This is a genomic window from Micromonospora sp. A200 (genome assembly GCF_029893845.1).
Lineage (GTDB): Bacteria > Actinomycetota > Actinomycetes > Mycobacteriales > Micromonosporaceae > Micromonospora > Micromonospora purpureochromogenes.
Genome location: NZ_JARXXY010000031.1, coordinates 57006 through 75276, shown reverse-complemented (window position 1 = coordinate 75276; position 18271 = coordinate 57006). Strand labels below are relative to the sequence as shown.

Sequence of the window (18271 nt, the reverse complement as noted above, 5' to 3'; positions counted from 1 at the left end):
GGGGGGGGGGGGCGCGGCCGGGGGGGGGGGGGGGGCGCCCCCCCCCGGGGGGGGGGGGCCGGCGCCCGGGGGGCCGGGCGGGGGGGGGGGGGCGGGGGCCCCCCCCCCCCCCCCCACCGTGATCATCGTCGCAGCTCAGTCGCGACATGCGGGTGTCGCATCCCCCACCTTCGGGTACGAGAGCGTACGGTGGTCCGAGGACGCCCGGGTGGCCGGCTCGTGGCGTGACGGCCAGCGAAGCGGGACGGAGGCAACGCCATGCGCCCAGTACGCTTCGTCGCCCTCTCCGAGGACGGCCAGGCTCTGGTGCTCGCCGACGAGGTCGGGCGCCTGCTCGCCCTCCCCATTGACGAACGCATCGCCACGGTGCTGCACGCCGAGCCCGGCGCGGCGCCGCTCGCGGTGGTGCCGACCGTCGCCGACCCGACGCCGTCGCTCTCCCCACGGGACATCCAGGCCCGGATCCGCTCCGGCGAGTCCGCCGAGGACGTCGCCCGCATCGCGGGTGTGCCGGTCGACCGGGTCCTGCGCTACGCCGGCCCGGTGCTCCAGGAGCGGGCCATGCTCGCCCAGCACGCCCGGCGCACCCGGCTCAAGGGCGCGGAGAAGCCCACCCCGCTGGCCGAGGTGGTCAACGGCCGGCTGGCCCAGCACGGGATAGACACCGAGAAGATCTCCTGGGACGCGTACCGGCGCGACGACGGCACCTGGCGGATCATCGCCACCTGGCCGTCGGGCAAGGCCACCGCGCAGGCGGTCTGGGACCTCGACAAGCTGCGGCAGAACGTCACCCCGCACGACGACATGGCGCAGTACCTGTGCGCCGAGCGTCCGACGCCGATCCTCGGCCAGGAGCCGGCGCCGGAGCGGGGCGGGCACGCGCTGCCCGGCCCGTCGCGCGGCGAGCCGAGCCGGGGCGGGCACGGCCTGCCGGCGGCCGGCGAGCACAGCCGTTCCGGGCGGGACCCGATCCGGGCCGGGCGGGACGCCCTGCTCGCCTCCCTCGACCGGCCGCTCGGCGGCACCTCGGGTCGCGGGCTCGACCCGCGCTCCCCGGCCGCGATGGCCGGCGCCGACGCACCCCGGCAGCGGGCCGTTGGCGGGGGCGCGGCGGCACTGCTCGGCGGCGGTCAGGGTTCGGCGTTCGACGACGACTCGGACGCGCCGAAGGAGGTCCCGGCCGTACCGTCGCTGGCGGTGCTCCGGCCCCGCCGCACGGGTGCCGCGGCGGCCGCCGGCGGCGAGTCGACCGATGCCTCCGGCAAGCCGCGCAAGCGGCTGCCGAGCTGGGACGACGTCCTCTTCGGCACCGGCCCGGCGGCCCGCGAGTCCTCCTGATCCAACGGGCACCCTGGCACGCGAGGCACTCTAAGTGCGCGCGTGCCAGGGTGGACCCATGGAGTACACGAATCTGGGACGCACCGGTCTGTCGGTGAGCCGGCTCTGCCTCGGCACGATGAACTTCGGGCCGCAGACCACCGAGCCGGACAGCTTCGCCATCATGGACCGGGCGCTGGAACACGGCATCAACTTCTTCGACACCGCCAACGTGTACGGCTGGCAGACCGGTGAGGGGATCACCGAGCAGATCATCGGCCGCTGGTTCGCCCAGGGCGGCGGCCGGCGCGACAAGGTGGTCCTCGCCACCAAGGTCTACGGCAAGATGGGCGACTGGCCCAACGAGCAGGGCCTGAGCGCCCGGCACATCATCCGGGCCTGCGAGGATTCGCTGCGCCGGCTCCAGACCGACGTGATCGACCTGTACCAGATGCACCACGTCTCCCGGAGCACGCCGTGGGAGGAGATCTGGCAGGCGATGGAGACCCTGGTCGCCCAGGGCAAGGTGATCTACGTCGGATCGTCCAACTTCGCCGGTTGGCACATCGCCCAGGCGCAGGCGGCGGCGGGCCGGCGCAACTTCCTCGGTCTGGTCGCCGAGCAGTCCATCTACAACCTGCTCACCCGGCACGTCGAGCTGGAGGTGATCCCCGCCGCGCAGCACTACGGGCTGGGCGTCATCCCCTGGTCGCCGCTGCACGGCGGACTGCTCAGCGGGGTCCTGCGCAAGATGGCCGAGGGCGGTGCCGCGCGGGGTGCCAGCGGGCGCGCCGCCGACGCGCTGGCCGCGCACCGGACGACCATCGAGGCGTACGAGAAGCTCTGCGCGGACCTCGGGCACGACCCGGCCGACGTGGCGCTGGGCTGGCTGCTCTCCCGGCCCGGGGTGACCGCCCCGATCATCGGCCCGCGCACCATGGACCAGCTCGACCGGAGCCTGGGCGCGTTGACCGTCGACATCGACGAGGCGACGGAGAAGCGCCTCGACGAGCTGTTCCCGCCGGTCGGCAACGGCGGCCCCGGCCCGGAGGCCTGGGCCTGGTGACCCGAGCCGGTTAGGCGCGAGCTCCGCGCCGGGTGCGGTGGGGGCCTGCTCCGCGCCGGGTGCGGCGTGTCGCGGTCATCCGGGGACCGGACACCGCGACACGCCGCAAGTCGGGGCCTCGCCGGGGGCCGAGGGCCGGTCAGAGCGGCCAGGCGGCGAGCCGGTCGTACGTCGGCCGGGGGCCGGGGTGGCTGCGGACCAGCACCAGCTCGGTCGCTGGCCACTCGGGCCCCTCGTAGCCGCCGAGCGCGGCGCGGTCGGCCTCCACGTCGGTCGGGTCGATCCGGTCGCCGGGGCGGGCGATCGTCAGGTGCGGGCGGAACGGCTTCTCGTCGTGCGGGAGGCGGTTGCGGCGCAGCCCCATCCGGATCAGCCGGCCCAGCACGTGCAGCGCCTCGACATCGCCGAGCAGGTCCACCCAGAGCACGGTGAAGCGGCCCCGGCCGAACCGGCCGCCCCCGCCGAGCCGGAGCCGGGGTGCGCCGACGCGCCCCGCGCGGGACGTCTCGGCGGCGAGCCCGAGGGTGCTCTCCACGTCGACCAGGCGGTCCGCCTCGACATCGCCGAGGAAGGCGAGCGTGACGTGCAGGTGCGCCGGGTCGGCGAGGCGTACGTTGATGCCGGCGGCGGTGGCGGCGCCGATCCGCAGCCCGGCGAGCCGGTCGGTCAGGTGGGCGACCGCGGCGGGCGGCGGGTAGACCGCGACGAAGAGTCTCACGCCCGCCGGTGACGGGGTCGGCGGCCGGCGACGGCGGCCGGCAGTGCCAGCCCCGCCCGGGCGAGCAGTCCTTCGACCCGGACCCGCTCGATCTCCCGGTCCACGCCTTCCAGCTCGGTGAGGTGCTCGGTTATCGCCAGCGCCCGGCAGGCGGCCCGGAGCCGGTCGTCGTACGCGTCGATGACCGAGGTGTGCCAGACCACCGAGCGGTTGCGGGCGGCGAGCCGGTGCCCGCCGAGGCGGCGCAGGTCGGCGGCGATGCGTTCCAGGGGTTGCCGGTCGACCCGGTCGAGCTGGGTCAGGTCGATGTCGCGGGTGAGGGCGTCCGCCTCGATCGCCCGGTCCAGCCGGGCGATGGTGCGGCGCTCGCGTCGCCCGTCACGCCACTCGGCCCAGCCGCAGGCCACCCGGTCGAAGATCTCGTCGAGGCAGAAGAGCAGGGCGAACGCCGCCGGCAGACATGCCACGGCGAGGATCGCCAGTACGAGCGTCAGTGCGCCACCGCCTGCCACATATCGACGCTAAGGCCCACGCCCGGCTCCCGCCACCGGATTGCCGGTATCCGGACGCGAAACCGGCCCACCTTTCCCGCGTGGCGGGGGGCGGGCCGGCGGCGGTCGGTCAGCAGTCGGGCGACGAAACCACGTAGAAGCGCGGCATGGGCAACACCCGGAAGCGCAGCCGGGCGCCGGAGCGACGCAGCTGCCAGGTGAGCGCGAGCAGGGCGGTGGCCAGCGAGATCAGGCCACCCATCCAGATGCTCGCCCCGGCGCCGTAGGTCTCGGCGACCCACCCGATCAGCGGGGCGCCGACCGGGTTGGTGCCGAGGAAGACCAGCACCCAGAGCGCCATGACCCGGCCCCGGAAGGCGGCGTCGACGCCGAGCTGGACCCGCTGGTTGGCGGCCTGGGCGAAGAAGACCATGAAGAAGCCGGTGGGTAGCAGCAGCGCCACCACCAGCCAGTACGCCGGCGCCAGCCCGACCAGGGTGCCGAAGGCGGCACAGCCGACCGCCGCGCCGAGCACCACCCAGACGGAGGGGCGGCTGCGCCGCCCGGTGCCGGCCAGCGCCCCGACCAGGGCCCCGATCGCCAGCGCGGTGCTGAACAGGCCGAACGAGGCGGCACCGGTACGGAACACGGTCTTGGCCAGCGCGGCCAGGGTGAGCTGGAAGTTGAACAGGGTCATCCCGACGACCGACATCACCGCCATCGGCAGCAGCAGGTCGGGACGGCGGAAGACGTACCGCAGCCCGTCGACGATCTTGGCCGAGTCCCGCTCGCCGACCGGCGGCAGGTCCTTGCGGTGTAGTTCGGTGGGGCGCATCCGTACGACGGTGGCCAGTGGGGCGATCGAGCTGACCGCGGTGAAGAGGAACACCGGGCCGACGTCGAAGGCGGCGATGGCCAGGCCGGCCACGGCCGGGCCCACGATCCGCGCCGAGTTGAACACCGCCGCGTTGAGCGAGAGCGCGTTGGGCAGCAGGGACATGCCGACCAGCTCGGAGACGAACGCCTGCCGGACCGGGGTCTCGACGGCGTTGGCGACGCCGAGCAGGGCGGCGAAGGCGAAGACGTGCCAGAGCTGCACCAGGTCGGTGAGGACCAGCACGCTCATCCCGAGCGCGAGCACCGTCCAGAAGGCGTTGGCGACGAAGAGCAGCAGTCGCTTGTCGTACCGGTCGGCGAGCCGGCCGGAGAGCAGGGTGAGCAGCAGCACCGGGGTGAACTGGAGTGCCGTCACCACGCCGAGCGCGGTGGCGGAGTTGTCGGAGAGCTCGAGGACGAGCCAGTCCTGGGCGATGAACATCATCCAGACGCCGATCAGCTTGATCAGCTGCCCGGATGCGAATAGCCGGTAGTTACGGACCTGTAGGGACTGGAACATCGTCGTCAGCTTCGCCTGCACTCTTGGTGCGCCTCCTCGGTGGTACGCCTCATCCACGACGGACGGTGCGGACCCCGAGGTATGGGTGCGGTCAGGCTCTGGCGAGCTGCTGGAGGATCTCGGCGGCGCGCCGTAGCGTGTCCCGTTCGTCCTCCGTGAGCGCGGCGAGCCGGCTGGCCAGCCACTCGTTGCGGGCCCGCTCGAACTGTTCGAGCACGGCCAGGCCCCCCTCGGTCGCCGCCAGGATGACCTGACGACCGTCGGTCGGGTGGGGGGTGCGCTGCACGAGGCCGCGCTCCTCCAACTTCGCGACGATCTTGGTCATCGTCGGTGGCTGCACCCGCTCGACGTCGGCCAGTTCCCGGGGCGTCAGCGCGCCCGCCAGCTTGAGGCTGGTGAGCGCGGAGAGCTGGGTGACCGTCAGGTCGCCGACCGGGCGGGCCTGTCGGACCCGCCGGTTGAGTCGGGTGATCGCATCACGCAGCTGATGGGCCAGCTGCGCCGGTGGCACGCGTTTCGCCGTCACCGTCCGCTCCGTCACAGTAGTTAGCATAACTAATGAGCCTGGCTAACGACACGCGATATGACCATGCTCACGAGGATTGTGCTGCTCCGGGCCGGGTATCGGGTTTCGGTCCCGGCCCGGAGCGGCGGTCGAGCTACAGCACCACGGACTCGATCGGCCCGCGCAGGAAGTAGAGCACGAACAGTGCGGCCACCCCGTAGAGCAGCGGGTGGATGTCCCGCGCCTTCCCCTTGGCCAGCTTCAGCACCACGTAGCTGATGATGCCGGCGCCGATGCCGTTGGAGATCGAGTAGGTGAACGGCATGAAGGTGATGGTGAGGAACGCCGGAATGGCGATCTCGTAGTCGGTCCAGTCGATGGTGCGCACCGCGGTCATCATCAGGAAACCGACCACCACCAGCGCCGTCGAGGCCGCCTCGAAGGGCACCACCACCGACAGCGGCGCCAGGAACATCGCCAGCAGGAACAGGGCGCCGGTGACCAGGTTGGCCACGCCGGTCCGGGCACCCTCCCCCACACCGGCGGCGCTCTCGATGTACGACGTGTTGCTGGAGACGCTCGCCGCGCCACCGGCCGCCGCGGCGATCGAGTCGACCAGCAGGATCTCCTTGGCCCGCGGCGGGGTGCCCCGCTCGTCGAGCATGTTCCCCTCCTGGCCGATCGCCACCATCGTGCCCATGGTGTCGAAGAAGTCGGTGATCAGCAGGGTGAAGACGAACATCAGCGGCACCAGCCAGCCGGCGCGGCTCCACGAGTCCAGCACGTTGAAGTTGCCCAGCAGCGACAGGTCCGGGACGTCCACGACCTGCTTGGGCAGCTCCGGCACGTTCAGCGACCAGCCCTTGGGGTTGGGCTTGCCGTCGACGAAGGACGGCCCGACGTTGGCGACCGCCTCCACGATGATCGCCAGCACGGTCGAGGCCAGGATGCCGATCAGGATCGCGCCGCGCACCCGGCGTACCACCAGCACCAGGGTCACCAGCAGACCGACCACGAAGACCAGCATCGGCCAGCTGACGATCTTGCCGCTGATGCCCAGGCCCACCGGCACGGTGGTGTTGGCCACGTCCGGGATCCGCCGGACGAAGCCGGCGTCGACCAGGCCGATGATGGTGAGGAAGAGACCGATGCCGACGCCGATGGCCGTCTTCAGCTGGGTGGGGACCGAGCGGAAGACCGCGGTACGCAGGCCGGTGAGGACCAGCACGGCGATGATCACACCCTCGATCACCACCAGGCCCATCGCGTCCGCCCAGGTCATCTCCGGCGCGATCTCGTACGCGACCAGCGCGTTCACGCCCAGACCGGCGGCCAGCGCCATCGGGAATCGTCCGACGACGCCCATCAGCATCGTCATCAGGCCGGCGACCAGGGCGGTCGCGGCGGCCAGTGCGGGGATCGAGAGCTTCTTGCCGTCACCGTCGACGGCGCCGCCCAGGATCAGCGGGTTCAACACCACGATGTACGCCATCGTGAAGAAGGTCGCCAGACCACCCCGTACCTCGCGGCTCATCGTCGAACCACGGGCGGAGATCTCGAAGAACCGGTCGAAACCGGTGCGGGGCTGGGCGGGATCGGGTGGAGTGCCGTTGTCCGGCGGGGCAATGGCCATCAGGTCCCTCGCAGGTGATCTTCGGTTGTCGCGCGCATCGTCCCAGATCATCGGCCGGCAGGAAAAGTTGATCGCGTACGCTTTTCCCCGTGCCACAGGAGCAAGCGCCGCGGCCCGAGCCGCTCGACCCGCCGATGGTCCCGTTCGCGGTCGCCGGGCTGATCGCCTGGGCGGTCGTCGGCCTCGTCCTGCTGGTCTTCTTCCGGGGCTGGCTCACCGAGCACGGGCACCAGTACTGGCTCTGGACCTGCCTGGCCGGTTTCCTGTGGGGCTTTCCCGGCCTGGCCGTGATGATGCGGCACGACGCCAACCGGCGCCGCCGTCGCGAATCGTCCCCGCGGGACTGAACCGTCAGGAGTGGCCGTACGGCTCCGCCGGCTCGCCCGTCTCCACCGAGCCCGGCGCGCGACTGACCGACACGGCCTCCACCGCGCTGTCGTCGTAGATCGTCGGCATCTCGTCGACCGGGGACTCGGGCGCCTCGACCAGCGCCTCGGAGTGCGCGCCACAGCCGTGGTCGGCGCTGACCACCCGGCCGTCGTCCGGGGCGTAGAAGTTGCCGCAGGCGCCGAAGGCCTGCCGCATCGCCCCGGCCAGCGGCAGGTAGAAGCCGCAGGTGCCGCAGCGGGCGGCGGCGGGCGCCGCCACCGAGATCGGCGCGGATGGGCCGTGGTCGCCTTCGTACCAGCGTTCGGCGGTCTCGGAGCGCCCCTCGCGGGACAGCACCCGGGGCCGGCCGAGGCCGAGCTCCCAGGAGACCTCCTCGACCGCCGGGTCGTCGGAGAGCAGGTAGCCCGGGGCGAGCCGCTCGTCGTCCGGCGCGGTGGGCAGCAGGTCGCCCGGGCCGAGGTCGCCCGGCTTGAGCCGCTCCTGCCAGGGCAGCCAGCCCGGGGCGAGCAGGGCGTCGGAGCCGGGCAGCAGCACGGTCTCGCAGATCGTGACGTGCTTGCTGCGCGGCACCCGGGTCACGGTGACCGCCCACCGCCAGCCGCGGTAGCCGGCGAGCCGGCACTCGAAGTAGTGCGTGACGACCCGGTCGCCCTCGGCGACGGCGCGCAGGTGATCACCGACGTCAGAGGGCTCCACCTCGGTGATGGCGTCGCGCGCCACGTCGACGGCGGCGGCGCAGACCTGGTCGAGGCGGGCGGCGCGGGTGGAGGCGGGCCTGGTCACCCGTCCATTGTTCCCCATGCGCGTCGCCGCCTGACAGGGACTCCCCGATGACGTCTTCCCCGGGTGGCGCGACGGGCGTGGATCAGATGGGCGAGGATGGTGCACATGCCGCTCTCCTCCCGCTCCGGGCGGTCCGTCCTCGGCCGGACCGCCGGCACGGGCATCCGCGCCGTACGTCTGCTGTTCCGCGGATCACTGCGCGGAGGACGCTGGATGACCCGGCGGGCGGGGTCGGCGCGGGCCCGGGGGGCCGGCGGTGAGGTCGGCATGGTCCGCCTCTTCGACCTGCACGCGGTCTCCTGCGCCGGTGACACGCTCATCGCGATCGGCCTGGCCGGGACGATCTTCTTCGACGTCCCGCTCGGCGAGGCGCGCAGCAAGGTCGCGCTCTACCTGCTGGTCACGATGGTGCCGTTCGCCATGCTGGCGCCGGTGGTCGGCCCGTTGCTCGACCACTTCCGGCACGGCCGCCGGTACGCCCTGGCCACCACCATGCTCGGCCGGGCGTTCCTGGCCTGGTTGATCTCGGACTACATCGGCGGCCTCGGGCTGTACCCGGCCGCGTTCGGCGTGCTCGCGCTCTCCCGGGCGTACGGGGTGGCCCGCTCGGCGGCCGTGCCCCGGTTGCTGCCCGAGGGGCTCGGGCTCTCCCAGGTGGGCGCCCGGGCCAGCGTCTACGGCACGGTGGCCGGCGCGCTGGTGGCACCGATCGGGCTGGCCGCGTTCTGGTTCGGGCCGCAGTGGCCGCTGCGGGTGGCCTCGGTGATCTTCCTGGTCGGCATGGTGATCTCGCTGCGGCTGCCACCGAAGGCGGACTCCGAGCCGCCGGAGCGGGTACCCCGCCCGTGGCGCGGGCTGAACCCCGACCGGGACCGGCCCCTCGGCCGGGGTCGCCCGGCCGGCCGCCTGGTGATCGCCACCCTGATCGGCGCGGCGGCGCCGCGCGCGCTCTACGGCTTCCTGCTGCTCTTCCTCGCGTTCGCGCTCAAGAAGGGCGACCTGAACACCGACTTCTTCGGGCGCGAACTCAGCGACCAGGCGGCGCTGGGCCTGGTCGGCGGGGCGTTGGTGGTGGGCGGCTTCCTGGCCACCGCGCTCGGCACCCGGCTACGCATCCACCGGCCCGCCGCGATCCAGTCGAGCAGCATGGTCATCGTGGCCGGGGTGGCCGTCCTGGCCACGCTGAAGTTCTCCCTGCCGATGGTGGCGGTGCTCTGCCTGGTCGCCGCGCTGACCAGCGGAATCGCCAAACTGGCCGTGGACGCCTCGATCCAGGAGCGGATCCCGGAGCGGCTGCGGGCCAGTTCCTTCGCCCACTCGGAGACCGCGCTGATGCTGGCCTTCGTGGCCGGCGGCGGCCTCGGCCTGGTCCCCTTCGAGGGGCGGGTCGGCATCGCGGTCGCCGCCGGGGTGGGCGTGCTCGCCGCCGTCCGGGGCATCGTGGTCGCCGGTCGACTGCGCGGCGAACGGCTGATCGGTCGCCCGCTCACCGACGAGGAACTCGCAAGCCACGACGTGCCGGAGGACGCGGCAGGCAGCACGCCGACCCCGGATGGCCCGGACGGCCCGGACGGCGGCGGGCCCGGGCCGGCCCACGGCCCGAACGGCGACCGGCCCCGGCCGGCCCACGAGCGGCACGGCACCGGCGGGGACCGGCCGGGGCCGACCCACGAGCCGCACAGCGCTGGTCGGCACGATCGCGACGCGGCGGAGGACGCCGCCACGGCGGCCGCCGCCCAGGCTGCACCGACCTCACCGGCACCGACCGGCCACCGCTCCCCCGACACCGCCGGCGACGACGCCGGGCTGGCGCCGCCCGGGTACCACATCTACCGGCCGTCCTCGGCCGTGGCGCGTCCCGGCGGCGCGGACGCCGACCAGCGACGGCAGTCGCCGGGGTCGGTGTCGTGACGGGTCTGCTGGTGCTGACCGCCGTGCCGGCCGAGGCGGAGGCGGTCCGGGCCGGCCTCACCGACCCGACGGTGACCGTACGGCCGGTCGGGGTGGGGCCGGCGGTGGCCGGTGCCGCCACCGCGCGGCTGCTGACGCTGGCCGAGGCGGCGGGTCGCCCGTACCGGGCGGTGGTGAGCGCCGGGATCGGCGGCGGCTTCGCCGGCCGGGTGGCGGTCGGCGCGACGGTCCTCGGCACCCGCAGCGTGGCGGCGGACCTGGGCGCGGAGTCGCCCGAGGGGTTCATCCCGGTCGACGAGCTGGGCATGCCGCCGGAGCTGCTGGGTGGCGGTCCGACCGTCTACGCCGACCCCGAGCTGCTGGCCACCCTGCGCGCGGCGCTCCCCGAGGCGGTCGTCGGCGCGGTGCTGACCGTCAGCACGGTGACCGGCACGGCCGCGAGCACCCAAGCCCTCGCCGATCGTCACCCGGACGCCGTGGCCGAGGCCATGGAGGGGTACGGCGTGGCGGTGGCCGCCGCGCACGCCGGCCTGCCCTTCGCCGAGCTGCGCACCGTCTCCAACCCGATCGGCCCCCGCGACCGGGGGTCGTGGCGGATGCGGGAGGCGTTCACCGCCCTCACGGCGGCCGCCCGGGCCCTGAGCTGACCGGCAACGCGAGGCGCATCCCCAGGGGCTGGCGCGACGATACTCGGAAGCCGCACGCTGCCAGGAGGTTGACGCCAGGCCCCTCGGCGATCGCGGACACCGCTCCGATCCGCACCTCCGCCATCCGCCGGAGCAACGCGTCCAGCAAGCCACGCCCGATGCCGAGCCGCCGGTGCTCGCCGGCGACCAGCACTCCGTCGAGCACCAGGTCGCGTGGCCACACCGACTCGTCGCCCCCGTACGCCAGGTGCGGCGTGCGCTCGTGGGCCCGCAACTCGCCGACCAGCTCCCCGTCGGGCAGTTCGGCGACGAACCGCCAGCACGTCGCCGACCGGCCGGGCTCGACGACCTGGCGGACCGAGAACTCGCGGCGCACCCGTTCCGCCCTGCGCCGCCGGTCCCGGTAACCGCGGTCCCGCTCGTAGGTCGCCTCGGGCAGCGGCAGCGGCCACCGCTCGGGCGGCAGGTTGTACCAGTCCGCCCACCACGCACCCGGCCAGTCCTTCGGCTCGTGCACCGGCCAGGCGTCCAGGTGTGCCGGGTAGCGCCGACCGACCGCGTCCCGCAGCTCGTCGTGCGGTACGGCCGGCAGCCCACCCGTCGCCTGCCCGCGACCCTCCTCGGCCACGCCGTGGCCGCCGGGCCCCGCCTCGATGTCGCCCCCGACCTCGACCCCGTCGCCGGCGGTCGGCACGGACATCACGATCCGGCCCTGCACCGCTGCCACCAGGGCCTCGATCGTGCGGAAGCGCGGATCGACGGCCCGCCCCGACTCGATGCGCGCGATCGTCGCCTGCGGTACCCCGGACTTCTCGGCCAGTTCCCGCTGACTCAGATCGGCGCGGCGGCGCATCGCGCGGATCGTGCGGCCCAGGTCGATCCGGGGCGATGTCTGCGTCACGAACTCATGCTGCGGCCACGCGCCGCGCTCTTTCAACAGGCCGCGCCAACCTGTGGACAAAGCTGTGGAAAACCCGCCGGGCTGGGGACAACGGTGGGGTGATGCGACGCTTTGGAGCTGATGTCGCGAACGATTCACGCCCGGCTCTACGCGCTGGGTAGGCGGTATGACGTCCGGTGGTGGCGCGCAGCGCAGCACCGGGTAACCGCCGGGCTGTTGCGACGGCCATCCTGCCGAGGGTGAGGCACGGGGCGGTGGGGTGCCCAACGACCTCCACCACCGGCACCTCACCCGGCTGAATCGTTTACGACATCAGCTCCAAAGCGAGGTGCGGAGGGGTTGCCCCGCGTCCTGGGACAGCCTGACCAGGGGTCGCTGGACGGCCGGCCGGGCGCGGTGGCGGGCGGCGCGGGCGGCGCGGGCGGCGCGAGCGGCGCGGGCGGCGCGAGCGGCGCGAGCGGCGCGGGCGGCGCGAGCGGCGCGGTGGCGGGCGGCGCGGTGGCGGGCGGCGCGGTGGCGGGCGGCGCGGTGGCGGGCGGCGCGGTGGCGGAGGACGGGCGACGCGGACGACGGACGGCGCGGGCAGCGAGCGGCGCGGGCCGTGAACGGCGCGGGCGGCGGGCAACGGGCGGCGGCGGGCGGGGTCACAGTGCGGTGGGCGGGGTGGAGTGGGGGTGCGGGGGCGGGGCTACCGTGGGAGCGTGGCGCTCTCCCTGGCGATCTCGCCCTGCCCCAACGACACGTTCGTCTTCCACGCGCTGGTGCACGGCCGGGTGCCCGGCGCGCCGCCGGTCGAGGTGACCTACGCGGACGTGGACGTCACCAACACGGCCGCCGAGCGGGGCGCGTTCGACCTGGTCAAGGTGAGCTTTGCGGCGCTGCCCTGGCTGCTGGACGACTACCACCTGCTCCCCTGCGGCGGGGCGCTCGGCCGCGGCTGCGGCCCGCTGGTGCTCACCCGCGGCGAGGCCGGCGACGGTGCGAGCCGGCCGGACCGGGCCGACCTGAGCGGGGCCACGGTGGCGGTGCCCGGTGACCGGACGACCGCGTACCTGCTCTTCCGGCTCTGGTCGGCCGAGCGGCCGCCGGCGCGGATCGAGGTGGTGCCGTTCCACGAGATCATGCCGGCGGTGGCCGCCGGAAAGTACGACGCGGGGCTGGTCATCCACGAGGCGCGGTTCACCTACCACCGGCACGGGCTGACCGCGCTGGTGGACCTGGGCGAGTGGTGGGAGGGCGACACCGGGCTGCCGATCCCGCTCGGGGCGATCCTGGCCCGCAAGGGCGCCGTCGATCCGGTGGCGGCGGCCGGCTGGATCCGGGAGTCCGTCCGGCAGGCCTGGGCCGATCCGGCCGCCAGCCGGGACTACGTGCTCTCGCACGCGCAGGAGATGGAGCCCGACGTGGTGGACCGGCACATCGGCCTCTACGTCAACGAGTTCACCGCGGACCTGGGGGACGCGGGCTTCGCCGCCGTGGAGGCGCTGCTGGGCCGGGCCGCCGACGCCGGGCTGATCCCGAAGCCCTCCAGCCCTCAGACCTCCAGCTCGCGCGCCACCGCGTGGACCAGCTGAGCGACCTTCTGCGCGGTCTTCTTGTCCGGGAACCGGCCCCGGCGCAGGTCCGGCTGGACCTTCGCCTCGAGCACCTTGATCATGTCTTCGACCAGGCCGTGCAGCTCTTCGGCCGGACGCCGGCGCAGCTCCGCCATCGACGGCGGCACGTCCAGCAGCTTGACCCCCATCGCCTGGGCGCCCCGGCGGCTGTCCACCACGCTGAAGTCGACCCGCTGCCCACCCTTCAGGTCGGTGACACCCGCGGGTAGCGCGCCCTTCGGGAGGAACACGTCGCCACCCTCGTCACTGGTGACGAACCCGTATCCCTTGGCCGCGTCATACCACTTCACTCGACCCGTCGGCACCTGAGAACCCCTGCTTCGCTTGAGACGTCGACTGCTGCTCCAAGGCTAGCCCGATGATCCGGTCCAGCGCCGCCGGGAATCCGGTGAGATCGTCCAGCACCTGGTACGCCCCGGCGGCCCGCAGCTCGTCGGTGCTGCACGGCCCGGTGGCCACCCCGACGCCGGGCACCCCGGCCGCACCCGCCGCCACCATGTCCGCCATGTGGTCGCCGACGTAGAGGCTCGCGCCGTGGGCGCGCAGCGCGGTCGCCTTCTCCTCGGCGAAGAGGTCCCCGGCCAGCTCGTCGACGCGCAGCCCGAGGTGCTCCAGGTGCAGCCGGGCCAGTCGGCCGATCTTGGAGGTCACCACCATCACCCGGCCGCCGCGCGCGTGCACCGCCTCGATCGCCTCTCGCGCGCCCGGCAACGGCACGGTCGGGGTGATCGCGTACGCCGGGTAGAGCTCGCGGTAGATCGTCACCGCCTCCTCCACCCGCTCGGGCGGGAACCAGTGCGCGATCTCGGTGCGCAACGGCGGGCCGAGCCGGGAGACCGCGAGGTCGGCGTCGACGGGTACGCCGGTCTGCGCGGTCAGCGCCCGGTAGCAGGCGGCGATGCCGGGGCGGGAGTCGACCAGGGTCATGTCGAGGTCGAAACCGACCATCAGTGGAAGCACCCCGAGAACGTACCCGCCCAACCCGGACCGAGCCGGACGTCCGAGGGGCGGGACGGCCCCGCAGCGGGCTAGCGTGGAACGACGATGACCACCTCACTCGCCGACCACCTGCGCGCCCTGCCGGACGAGTCGCTGGCCGCCCTGCTTCAGTTGCGGCCCGACCTCGTGGTGCCGGTGCCCGCCGACGTCTCCGCCCTCGCCATCCGGGCCGAGTCGCGGGTCTCCGTGGCCCGGGCGCTGGACGGGCTGGACCAGTTCACCCTCCAGATCCTCGACGCCGCCCGACTCACCCGGCACCCCGAGGAGGGCACCACCTCCACCGACGCCGTCCTCGCGATGGCCACCGCCGGGCCGCACCCGCCCGCCCCGACCACCGTCCGGGGCGCGGTGGACCGGCTGCGCGCGCGCTTCCTGCTGTACGGCCCGGAGCACGCCCTGCGCGTCGCGGGCAGCGTCGACGAGGTCTCCCCGTACCCGGCGGGGCTGGGGCGACCGGCGGCGGAGCTGGACCTGCGGACGTCGGCGCTCTGTGCGGACCCGGCGAAGCTGCGCCGGACGCTGCTGGCCGCTCCACCCTCGGCCCGGGCGATCCTGGACCGGCTCGCCGCCGGGCCGCCGGTGGGCAGCGTCCCGCCGGGCGCCCTCCAGGCGCCCCCGGTCGGCGCGGAGGACGACCTGCCGCCGGACGCCACCAACGGCGGCGCGCCGACCGGCTCGCCCATCCGTTGGCTGGTCGACGCCCGGCTGCTCGTGCCGGTCTCCGCCGGCACCGTGGAGCTGCCCCGCGAGGTGGGGCTGCTGCTGCGCCGGGACAGCGGCCCGCTGGGCGCGCTGCGCACCAGCCCGCCGTCGGTCACCGCGCCGCCGCGCGAGCCGAAGGCCGTGGACTCCGCCGGGGCCGGGCAGACCTTGGAGCTGGTACGCCACACCGAGGCGCTGCTGGAGAGCCTGGCCGCCGAGCCGGCCCCGGTGCTGCGCTCGGGCGGTGTCGGGGTCCGCGACCTGCGCCGGCTGGCCCGCGGCGTCGGGCTGGACGAGCCGGCCACCGCGCTGGTCTTCGAGGTGGCGTACGCGGCCGGGCTGGTCGGCGAGCTGGACCTGCCCGGGTCCACCACCGGCCGGTACGGCGCCGACCAGCAGGTGCTGCCCACCGGCGGGTACGAGGTGTGGCGGGCGATGTCGCTGGCCCACCGCTGGGAGCAGCTGGCCCGGGCCTGGCTGACCATGACCCGGCAGGTCGGGCTGGTCGGCCAGCGCGACGACCGGGACCGGCCGATCAGCGTGCTCTCCGCCGAGGCGGAACGGGCCGGCGCGCCGGCCGCCCGGCGGGCGGTGCTCGGGGTGCTGGCCGACCTGGAGCCGGCCACCGCGCCCACCCCGGACGAGGTGCTGGAGCTGCTGGACTGGCGGGCCCCTCGGCGCAGCCGGGGCCGGGAGGCCGCGCACCGCGAGGTGCTGGCCGAGGCGGCCCAGCTGGGCGTCACCGGGCTCGGCGCGCTCACCTCGTACGGGCGGCTGCTGCTGGCCGACGTCACCGAGGCGGACGAGCGCGGCGGCGACGACCCGCTGGGCCTGCGCTCGGACGCCGAGAGCGGCGACCCGTCGAGCGCGGTGCGGGCGTTGGACGCGCTGCTGCCCGCCCCGGTCGACCATTTCCTGGTGCAGGCCGACCTGAGCGTGGTGGTGCCCGGCCCGCCCGACCCGGCGCTCGCCGCCGAGCTGGACGTGGTGGCCGAGCACGAGTCGGCCGGCGGGGCCAGCGTGCACCGGATCACGACGGCGAGCGTGCGTCGCGCCCTGGACGCCGGGTACACCGCCGACGACCTGCACGCCCTGTTCCGCCGCCGGTCGCGCACCCCGATCCCGCAGGGGTTGACGTACCTGATCGACGACGTGGCGCGCAAGCACGGCGGGCTGCGCCTCGGCTCCGCCGGCGGGTACGTGCGCAGCGACGACGAGGCGCTGCTCGCCGAGGTGCTGGCCGACCGGCGGCTGGAGTCGATGGCGTTCCGCCGGCTGGCGCCGACGGTGCTGGTCACCCCGTACCAGGTGGGGCGGATGCTGCTCGCGCTGCGCGACGCCGGGTACGCGCCGGTGCCGGAGGACACCAGTGGCGCGACGGTGCTGTCCCGGCCGAAGACCCGGCGGGCTCCCGCCCGGGCGTCGGTGAGCACCCGCGCGCTGGATCCGCTGGCCGCGCCGAAGCTGGCCATGCCCCGGCTGCTCGGCGTGGTGGAGCAGATCCGCCGGGGCGACGCGGCGGCACGGGCGGCCCGGCGGGCCCCGGCGGTGGTACGCGGCAGCGCGGCCCGGGTGGCCGCCGGCCCGATGCCGGCGCACAGCCACAGCGAGGCCCTGGCGGTGCTGCAACAGGCGGTGCGGGACAAGGCGCTGGTCTGGGTGGGCTACGTCGACGCGCACGGGGCGACCGCGTCCCGGCTGCTCCGGCCGGTGTCGATCGGCGCGGGTTACCTGCGCGCCGAGGACGACCGGACGGAGATGCTGCACACCTTCGCGCTGCACCGGATCACCGCGGCGGTGCGGGAGGACTGAGCGGCGCCGGGGCACGGCGGGGCGCCGGGAAGACCGGGCGCGTCAGCGCCGGCTGCGGCGCACGGTGCCGATCACGGAGACGGCGAGCAGCAGGGCGAATGCGGCGCCGGCGGTCTCGCCGACCGAGGCGACGAAGCCCTGCCGCTGCACCAGCCAGCCGAAGAGGAACCAGCCGACGAGGCCGAGCGCGGCGGCGGCGTAGCCGATCAGCGTCGCCGTGGAGACCTCGTCTGCCGGCAACGACTCGTCGTCGGTGGCCGTTTCCTGGTCGACGCTCATTGCCAGCCCTCCCCGCCCCGTCCGGCTCCCGCCCTCCAGGGTGGCACCCGGACGCTTGGCCGCACAGGGGACAAAACCCTGAATCGCCGCCCCGACGGTCGGACTGTCGAGGCGGCGATTCAGGTGAGGGTCGTGGGTCAGGTGCCGGGGCGGCGGCCGACCAGCGTCACGCGGGAGCCGACCTTGCCGAGCTCCCACCAGCGGACCGCGTCGGTGTGCAGCAGGTTGACGCAGCCGTGCGAGCCGAGCGAGGAGTTGTGCAGGTAGGTGGTGGTCTCGTGGAAGCCGATCCCGCCGTTGAAGCGCTGCCAGTAGGGCAGCCAGACGTCGTACGGGTTCGACCACTCCTTCAGGTTGCGAAGGTTGATCTTGTAGGTGCCCGCGGGGGTGGCGTAGCCGGACATGCCGGTGCGGGTCACGGTCGGCTTGGCCACCACCTTGCCGTCGCGCATCACCCAGGTGGTCTGCTTGGTCAGGTCCACGCAGAAGGTGGTGCCGGAGCCGGCGTTGCAGCGACTGGTGTCCGTGTTGGCCAGCCGCTTCGCCACGTCGTACGTGAGCGGGCCGGCCCGGCCGGCGGCCGGGCGAATGTCGTACCGCTGCTGGAACTTCTTGATCGCCGCGCAGTCGGCGTCGGACTGCCGGCCGTCCACGCTGACCTTCCCGAACCCGCCCAGCCGGGCGAGGTAGCCCTCCACCTCGCGCTGGTGTTCCCCCTGCTCGCAGCGGGTCATGTTCTGCGGTGTCGGGTTGGCGAACCGACGGCCGCGCTCCGGCTTCGGCGGCGTGGTGACGCGGGGCGTCGTCGCCGCGGCCTCCAGCGTCGGGGCCGGCGTGGTCGGCTGGGCCCGCTGGTCGGGCGGCGAGCCGCTCGCCCCCGTTACCTGTTCCGCATTGCCGACCGGGGCGAGCCCTCCTCCAGTGCCACCCGGATCGGCCTGCGGGTCGAGCGCGCACCCGCCGGCGCCGACCAGCGTGACCACCGCCAAGGCGACGATCCGGATGCTTAAACCTGTATGCCTCATTGAGCCCTCCCGAATCCGCCGTCCGATTGGAAGACGTTCGGCGGTGGGAAAGCGTTGCGTCGTTTGGGCATTTTTCTGGG

General features: G+C 74.3%; 18 protein-coding genes. 7 read left to right on the top strand and 11 right to left on the bottom strand.

Annotated elements, in window-relative coordinates:
* Positions 1-258: 258 nt before the first annotated feature.
* Both sepH and M2302_RS25540 read left to right on the top strand, forming a co-directional pair.
* On the top strand, positions 259-1338 hold the full coding sequence (sepH, locus tag M2302_RS25545) for a septation protein SepH (RefSeq protein WP_280840382.1): 1080 nt from the start codon (positions 259-261) through the stop codon (positions 1336-1338).
* Between the two features lie 58 nt (positions 1339-1396).
* Positions 1397-2383: an aldo/keto reductase gene (locus M2302_RS25540; protein WP_280840381.1), complete on the top strand. Its 987-nt coding sequence runs from the start codon at positions 1397-1399 to the stop codon at positions 2381-2383.
* Between the two features lie 139 nt (positions 2384-2522).
* Here the strand turns inward: M2302_RS25540 and thpR are convergent, their stop codons facing one another.
* From thpR to M2302_RS25515, 5 genes are all read right to left on the bottom strand, one after another.
* On the bottom strand, positions 2523-3101 hold the full coding sequence (gene thpR, locus M2302_RS25535; protein ID WP_280840380.1) for an RNA 2',3'-cyclic phosphodiesterase: 579 nt from the start codon (positions 3099-3101) through the stop codon (positions 2523-2525).
* Positions 3098-3613, bottom strand: coding sequence for a hypothetical protein (locus tag M2302_RS25530; protein WP_280840379.1), 516 nt, complete (start codon positions 3611-3613; stop codon positions 3098-3100). The genes thpR and M2302_RS25530 overlap by 4 nt, the downstream gene beginning before the upstream one ends.
* Positions 3614-3722: 109 nt before the next feature.
* Entirely contained in the window at positions 3723-5009 is a 1287-nt protein-coding gene (locus M2302_RS25525) for an MFS transporter (RefSeq protein ID WP_280840378.1), read from the bottom strand.
* A 70-nt stretch (positions 5010-5079) separates the two neighbouring features.
* Positions 5080-5529 carry a MarR family transcriptional regulator gene (locus tag M2302_RS25520; RefSeq protein WP_280840377.1) on the bottom strand — a complete coding sequence of 150 codons (450 nt, stop codon included), beginning with the start codon at positions 5527-5529 and terminating at the stop codon, positions 5080-5082.
* Positions 5530-5647: 118 nt separating this feature from the next.
* Entirely contained in the window at positions 5648-7126 is a 1479-nt protein-coding gene (locus M2302_RS25515; RefSeq protein ID WP_280840376.1) for an NCS2 family permease, read from the bottom strand.
* Between the two features lie 89 nt (positions 7127-7215).
* Here M2302_RS25515 and M2302_RS25510 point away from each other — a divergent pair, with 89 nt between their 5' ends.
* Entirely contained in the window at positions 7216-7473 is a 258-nt protein-coding gene (locus M2302_RS25510; protein WP_280840375.1) for a DUF2530 domain-containing protein, read from the top strand.
* 4 nt (positions 7474-7477) lie between these two features.
* On the opposite strand, the gene M2302_RS25505 is transcribed toward M2302_RS25510, so the two are convergent.
* Positions 7478-8317, bottom strand: coding sequence for a DUF3027 domain-containing protein (locus tag M2302_RS25505; protein WP_280840374.1), 840 nt, complete (start codon positions 8315-8317; stop codon positions 7478-7480).
* An 87-nt stretch (positions 8318-8404) separates the two neighbouring features.
* On the opposite strand from M2302_RS25505, the gene M2302_RS25500 reads away from it, so the two are divergent.
* Together M2302_RS25500 and M2302_RS25495 are read left to right on the top strand one after the other, a co-directional pair.
* On the top strand, positions 8405-10210 hold the full coding sequence (locus M2302_RS25500; protein ID WP_280840373.1) for an MFS transporter: 1806 nt from the start codon (positions 8405-8407) through the stop codon (positions 10208-10210).
* Complete coding sequence (locus M2302_RS25495; RefSeq protein WP_280840372.1) at positions 10207-10857, top strand: futalosine hydrolase; 651 nt, start codon at positions 10207-10209, stop codon at positions 10855-10857. The genes M2302_RS25500 and M2302_RS25495 overlap by 4 nt, the downstream gene beginning before the upstream one ends.
* On the opposite strand, the gene M2302_RS25490 is transcribed toward M2302_RS25495, so the two are convergent.
* A complete protein-coding gene (locus M2302_RS25490) occupies positions 10829-11758 on the bottom strand; it encodes a GNAT family N-acetyltransferase (RefSeq protein WP_280840371.1) in 930 nt (309 codons plus the stop codon). The two genes, M2302_RS25495 and M2302_RS25490, sit on opposite strands and share 29 nt — an antisense overlap.
* A 701-nt stretch (positions 11759-12459) precedes the next feature.
* Here M2302_RS25490 and M2302_RS25485 point away from each other — a divergent pair.
* Positions 12460-13332, top strand: coding sequence for a 1,4-dihydroxy-6-naphthoate synthase (locus M2302_RS25485; protein WP_280840370.1), 873 nt, complete (start codon positions 12460-12462; stop codon positions 13330-13332).
* Here the strand turns inward: M2302_RS25485 and M2302_RS25480 are convergent.
* Positions 13293-13679 carry a cold shock domain-containing protein gene (locus tag M2302_RS25480; RefSeq protein WP_210776414.1) on the bottom strand — a complete coding sequence of 129 codons (387 nt, stop codon included), beginning with the start codon at positions 13677-13679 and terminating at the stop codon, positions 13293-13295. The two genes, M2302_RS25485 and M2302_RS25480, sit on opposite strands and share 40 nt — an antisense overlap.
* Positions 13651-14334: an HAD hydrolase-like protein gene (locus tag M2302_RS25475; RefSeq protein ID WP_280840369.1), complete on the bottom strand. Its 684-nt coding sequence runs from the start codon at positions 14332-14334 to the stop codon at positions 13651-13653. Before M2302_RS25475 ends, M2302_RS25480 begins: the two co-directional genes overlap by 29 nt.
* Positions 14335-14418: 84 nt before the next feature.
* Here M2302_RS25475 and M2302_RS25470 point away from each other — a divergent pair, with 84 nt between their 5' ends.
* Entirely contained in the window at positions 14419-16887 is a 2469-nt protein-coding gene (locus M2302_RS25470) for a helicase-associated domain-containing protein (protein WP_280840368.1), read from the top strand.
* A 42-nt stretch (positions 16888-16929) separates the two neighbouring features.
* Here M2302_RS25470 and M2302_RS25465 read toward each other — a convergent pair whose 3' ends face one another.
* Together M2302_RS25465 and M2302_RS25460 are read right to left on the bottom strand one after the other, a co-directional pair.
* Positions 16930-17166, bottom strand: coding sequence for a hypothetical protein (locus tag M2302_RS25465; RefSeq protein ID WP_280840367.1), 237 nt, complete (start codon positions 17164-17166; stop codon positions 16930-16932).
* A 137-nt stretch (positions 17167-17303) separates the two neighbouring features.
* Entirely contained in the window at positions 17304-18191 is an 888-nt protein-coding gene (locus M2302_RS25460; RefSeq protein ID WP_280840366.1) for a L,D-transpeptidase family protein, read from the bottom strand.
* Positions 18192-18271: the final 80 nt, after the last annotated feature.